Here is a 544-nt window from a genome sequence, read left to right on the forward strand (position 1 = left end):
ATCGAGAAGGGCGACAATCTGGGGGCTGCGAGCTTCATGCGCCAGCACATTGAAGGCGCTTGGCGTAAAAAAGCTGTCTCGGCCGTCTTCGATCGAGAGCCAACCTAAAACCTACTGAAGTTGAAGCTCAGCACCATCTCATCAAAGCTCAGAGGCCGCCTTTCGCGGCCTTTTTTGCGCCTTTCGTCCTTAATTGCGTTTCTGTGTTGACAAAATCAATATGTCAGCTCTACTCTAATTGTGTTTCTTAATAAAAATAAACAATTAGAGCCTGAGAGAAGCCTGATGACCGACTCAACCTTTCCTGCGATTAAGCGTCTGCAAACCTTTGAGACGTCCGATGGGCGAGTGCACCGTTACCATTCTCTGGCTGATTTACAGGCAGAAGGGTATCCGCAGTTGGGTCGCTTACCTGTAGTGATACGGATACTGTTGGAGTCTGTGCTGCGCAATTGTGACGGCACCAAGGTTTTGGCTTCTCATGTTGACGACCTGGCCTCATGGCAGCCGCAGGAAGCCCGTGAGCGTGAGATTCCGTTTGTGG

General features: G+C 50.6%; 1 protein-coding gene. It reads left to right on the forward strand.

Annotated elements, in window-relative coordinates; translation table 11 throughout:
- Window positions 1-285: 285 nt before the first annotated feature.
- The coding region (locus AC1DRJ_RS32040; RefSeq protein ID WP_477805620.1) for a hypothetical protein at window positions 286-544 on the forward strand (259 nt) is incomplete at its 3' end.

It is taken from the genome of Pseudomonas sp. P5_B2 (assembly GCF_056400445.1).